Raw genomic sequence first — 4,827 nt, 5'->3', positions numbered from 1 at the left:
ATTTTCATGTTCTGAATGCAGATTCGAATAATTTCTGAAAAGCCCAGCGTCGCAATGGCGAGGTAGTCGCCGCGCAGACGCAGCGTCGGAATGGAAACGACCAGAGCGGCCAGCGTCGAAATGACAAAGCCGATCAGAATGCCCAGCGCCATGCCGCCGTAGTTGGGCATCATTTTCGTAACGATACCGGCAGAATAGGCGCCGATCGCCATGAATCCCGCATGTCCTAAGGAGAACTGTCCGCAGACGCCGACAATCAGATTCAGGGAGACAGCCAGAATAATATTGAAGCAGATCGTAAAGATCGTCGATTCATAGTAGGAGTTGATAACGCCCGCGCCCATCAGAACCCAGACGAGGGTAAAGATGCTCAGTGCAATCACCGTCCAGATCAGGTTGGTTTTTGTCAGAACCTGTTTTGCCATGGATTACACCTTCTCTCTTTCGTTCTTGCCAAACAGACCGGTCGGCTTGATGATCAGCACCAGAATCAGGATGGCATACACGATGGCGTCGCGGTACAGCGAGGAGCCGTAGGCAACGACCAGCGTTTCGGCAACGCCGATAAACAGACCGCCCACAAGCGCGCCCGGAATGGAGCCGATGCCGCCGAATACGGCCGCAACGAACGCTTTCAGACCAGGAACCATACCCATCAGCGGGCTGGCTGCGTTGTAGTACACACCGACCAGCATACCGGCCGCGCCCGCGAGGGCGGAACCGATCAGGAAGGTGAAGGAAATCGTATTGTCGACGGAAATACCCATCAGCTTGGCGGCATTTTCATCGGCGGAAACGGCACGCATCGCACGGCCGATTTTTGTTTTCTGAATGACGAGCGTCAGAAGAATCATCAGTACGATCGTTACGGTAAAGATGACCATCTGAATATAGGAAATACGAACCGGACCGAGCTGCCATGAGGTATCCGGCAGAAGCTTCGGATACGTTCTTGTGGACGTGCCCATGAACATCTGGGTCGTGTATTCAATGACATAGCTGACGCCGATCGCGGTAATCAGCGCGGTAATACGGGGCGCCTTTCGCAGAGGACGATAGGCAATGCGTTCGATGAGTACACCGAGAATTCCGCAGACGATCATGCACACGATCAGGGCCGGCAGAAATCTCATGCCCATGTAGGTAGTTACGAAAAAGGCTGTGTAGGCACCGATCATATAGATGTCGCCGTGTGCAAAGTTGATCAGTTTGATGATTCCGTACACCATCGTATAGCCGAGGGCGACCAGCGCGTAAATACTGCCAAGCGACAGTCCGTTGATCACCTGCTGCAGAAACACTTCCATATGGAGTTCTCCTTTCTTTTGAAAAAAGCAGGGGATCAGACCCCTGCTTTCTGAATGGATTCAGGTTTTCAGCTTATTCTACGCTTACTTCCTTGACGTTGGACTGAACACCGTCAACGAGTTCAACAACGAGAACGGATTTTGCTGGAGTGTGGTTTGTCTCATCAAATGTGAAGGATCCAGTGATACCGGAGAAGTCTGCTTTCTTGATGGCTTCGTTCAGTTCTGCACCCGTCGCACCGGACGTTTCGAGACTGGAGAGGAGCAGGTTGGTTGCATCATAGGCAAGCGCCGCAAACATGCTTGGTTCTTCGCCGTATGCTGCTTTGTAGTCTTCGATGAACTTGGACAGTTCTTCGCTTGGATCAATCGCTGTGTAGGCGGTTGTGTAATAAATATTGTTGGCGTAGTCGTTGCCGATCTGCTGGATGAAGTCAGCGGAGTCAAATCCGTCTGCACCGATGATCGGTTTTTCAATGCCGGCTGCCTTGGCTGCCTTTACGATCTGGGCTGCTTCGTTATAGTAGCCGCCAACGTAAATAACATCGAAGTCGAGGTCTTTGATTTTGGTAATGAAGCTTGCAAAATCCTTGTCGCCGGACTGGTATTCGGAACGGTCGAGAACTTCGCCGCCGAGGCTTTCGAATTCTTCGGTGAAGGCTTCGGCCAGGCCGGAACCGTAGTCGGATACTTCGTTCAGGACAACGGCTTTTTTCGCGTCAAGATCGTTGTAGGCATATTCCGCCATGCCTTTGCCCTGATAGCTGTCTTCAAAGCAGACACGCCACGCATATTCATATGGTGTACCATCTGCCTTGAGCATGGCGTTTACCTGCGTTGCGGAAGGAGAAATTACAGGAACCTGCTTCGATGTCGCAAATTCATACGTAGCGATGGAGCTTGCGGAAGTCGCAGGTCCGACAACGCCGACAACACCGTCCTGTTCGATCAGTTTCGTAATTGCAGCAACCGATTCAGCCGGTTCGCCCTTGTCATCAAATTCAACCGTTTCTACGGTGAAGGGCTTGTCTTCACGGGCGTTGAACTGCTGTACAGCGATTTTCGCACCGTTAATTTCTTTTGTGCCGTAGTCAGCGACCTGACCGGTCAGCTCGAAGTTGAGACCGATTTTAACGGTATCGCCAGCTTTGGCGGAAGAGCCTGCAGCAGAATCTGCGGTACTGCTGCCAGTTGCAGGAGTGCTTGAGCAGCCAGCGAGCATGGATGTGCAGAGTAATGTGGCTCCGGCTGCTTTCCAGAAGTGTTTTGTCATTTTGTTCCTCTTTCTAAAAAGATAGCTTAAATATTAAACGCAAAACCGATAATCTCAACATATCTTCCCGTGCCCTTCCCTTATTTCTGCGTTTTTGTGTGCTTTGTACGTTTTTTTCATGAAAATAATTGAAAATGAAATGAAAACTTCTTGCTTTGGTGTACACGTTTCATTCACATTTGACCCGATTTGGATCGAAAACGCCCGAGTCACCCGTACAATCGTTCTCCCTGCCGTCAAAAAGCACACTTTTCTTCCCGATCCGATCCTTTCCGAAAACCGTCGTTTCCTTTCCACAAGCAGACGCATTCCGACAAAACCCGCCCGATCGAGCCAAAATTTCGATCGGACGGGTTTTATTCTCTGGTTTTTGCGATCTGCGAACCGTTTCTGTGAGTACCTTACGGGGTGCGGATCGCATTCCAAAGTCAGCGCGACGAGAAAAACTCATCAAACCGGAAGCGGAAAGGCGGCATGCCCAGCGTACTGATAATGGCTTCGCCAATCTGCAGCCGGGTGATATCCACGTCTTCAACGACCGTCGTTTCCCGAATCTGCTCGACCAGTCCTCTTGACGTGATATTGGACAGGAAGCTTGCCGAACGCAGATTCATTCCATAAAGATCCTTGATGTAGCCGCGGGAATTGGAATCGTTGACCCGAAAAGCGAACGTTGTCGCGAAACCGGAAAGAATGCTTCGCGCCAGGTTTTCGCCATACGCTGCCGAAATCTGATCCACGTTCTGAATTCCGATCGCGAACTTGGCGCCCAGGCTTCTTCCAAAATTGACGCCGTCGTCAATGTGTTCGAGATGCGGAAGCAGCCGGAATTCATCGAGCATGAAATAAACGTTTCCTTCGTTGCTCTTGCGGCAGAGCGCTTCCTTGATTGCCAGATCGACCAGCAGCTTATAAATCGGTGTAAGCAGATTGCCGATGCCCGTGTCATATTCGATGAAAATGACACGGCCGCCTTTCTGGCGAACCAGTTCCCGCATGGAGAGCGTTCCCTTCTGCTTAAAATTGCCGATCAGAATTTCCCGCACTGCCTGCTGCAGTTCCGAGACGACGCCCATTGTCTGTCCGGACTTCGGATCATCAATATACGTACTCATCGACTTCAGATCCGGATAGGAAAGAAGAATTTTCTTCATGGCTTCCGGAGAGAACGTATCCAGCATGGAACGGAGCGCCTTGTTATTGTGATGCGCCGCCATTTTCTCGGAGCGGATCATGTGCAGCATCAGCGCCGCAAACAGGTCTTTCGCCGCATTTGGGAAAAACGGCTGCGAGCTGTTGTGAATCTTGTCATAAAAAAGCGTACCGGCAATTTCGTAGACGTTTTCTTCGACGCGGTCATCGATCATGACTTCGTTAAAGACGTTCCAGCAGTCAAAACCAGCGCCGCCGGTAGCCCGGGCATCGTTGCTGATGACGACATCGCCCGGACAGTAAAACTCATCGTGATAGTCGCCTTTGGTATCAAAAATGATCAGCACATCCTGTCCGGTCAGTCCGGCACGGACATTGCGGATCAGGTGATTGAAGCAGTTGGATTTGCCGCTTCCAATTCCGCCAAGCAGAAGCAGATGGCGTGACAGCATCTGCTCACCCGGACAGAGCAGTACACTGTTCCCGGTTCGAAGCGTTCCGGGAAGGCCGAATTTTGCCGTCTGTTCTACGTAAGTCAGATCATCATGAAGATATTCACCGCTGAGAATCTGTTCGTTGTATTCCATTTTCTTTTCCTTTCTTCCATACATTGAGGCTGAAGCATTGGACTAGCTGGGAGGAATCAGTAGGACATGCCCTTCTGTTCGTCTTCTTCCTCCTCTTTAGAGGAACTCTCCCCGCTGTCTGATGGCAAAGAACCGTCCTCCATGCTGGGCTCATCGGACAGACTCTGATCTTCGGACTGGGCCTGTTCTTCGTTTTCAGATGTTTCTTCTTCCTGATCTGCCGATTCATCCATGTTTACATCATCCGAATGGTTCCGATCTTCCTGTTCGCTCTGGTCTTCACTTTCTTCGGGAGAGTCGTCCATGTTCAATTCGTCGGATTCGACCTGATCCTCCTGTTCCGTCTCGTCTTCACTTTCCTCGGGAGAATCGTCCATGTTCAGTTCATCGGACTCGACCTGATCTTCCTGTTCGCTCTGGTCTTCACTTTCTTCGGGAGAGTCGTCCATGTTCAGTGTAAGTGTCAAACAATCGACGGGTATACGCGAGACTGAATATTAGATACGCT

5 protein-coding genes are annotated in these 4,827 nt (G+C 50.8%); all 5 read right to left on the bottom strand.

What is annotated here, in order from left to right; translation table 11 throughout:
* Positions 1–425, bottom strand: a 425-nt coding sequence (locus tag ACLUYS_RS09360) for a branched-chain amino acid ABC transporter permease (RefSeq protein ID WP_412659707.1), incomplete at its 3' end; no start/stop codon positions are given.
* Positions 426–428: 3 nt separating this feature from the next.
* Positions 429–1,307, bottom strand: coding sequence for a branched-chain amino acid ABC transporter permease (locus ACLUYS_RS09355; protein WP_230267820.1), 879 nt, complete (start codon positions 1,305–1,307; stop codon positions 429–431).
* A gap of 73 nt (positions 1,308–1,380) precedes the next feature.
* Positions 1,381–2,580 carry an ABC transporter substrate-binding protein gene (locus tag ACLUYS_RS09350; protein ID WP_412659704.1) on the bottom strand — a complete coding sequence of 400 codons (1,200 nt, stop codon included), beginning with the start codon at positions 2,578–2,580 and terminating at the stop codon, positions 1,381–1,383.
* A 428-nt stretch (positions 2,581–3,008) separates the two neighbouring features.
* Positions 3,009–4,319: a type IV secretory system conjugative DNA transfer family protein gene (locus ACLUYS_RS09345; protein WP_412659702.1), complete on the bottom strand. Its 1,311-nt coding sequence runs from the start codon at positions 4,317–4,319 to the stop codon at positions 3,009–3,011.
* Between the two features lie 56 nt (positions 4,320–4,375).
* On the bottom strand, positions 4,376–4,786 hold the full coding sequence (locus tag ACLUYS_RS09340; RefSeq protein WP_412659700.1) for a hypothetical protein: 411 nt from the start codon (positions 4,784–4,786) through the stop codon (positions 4,376–4,378).
* Between the last annotated feature and the right edge of the window lie 41 nt (positions 4,787–4,827).

The sequence above is a fragment of the Allobaculum sp. genome (genome assembly GCF_047010065.1).
Classification (GTDB): domain Bacteria; phylum Bacillota_I; class Bacilli_A; order Erysipelotrichales; family Erysipelotrichaceae; genus Allobaculum; species Allobaculum fili.
Note: the sequence above shows the minus strand (reverse complement) of the source record. Positions and strands in the feature narration are given on the sequence as shown.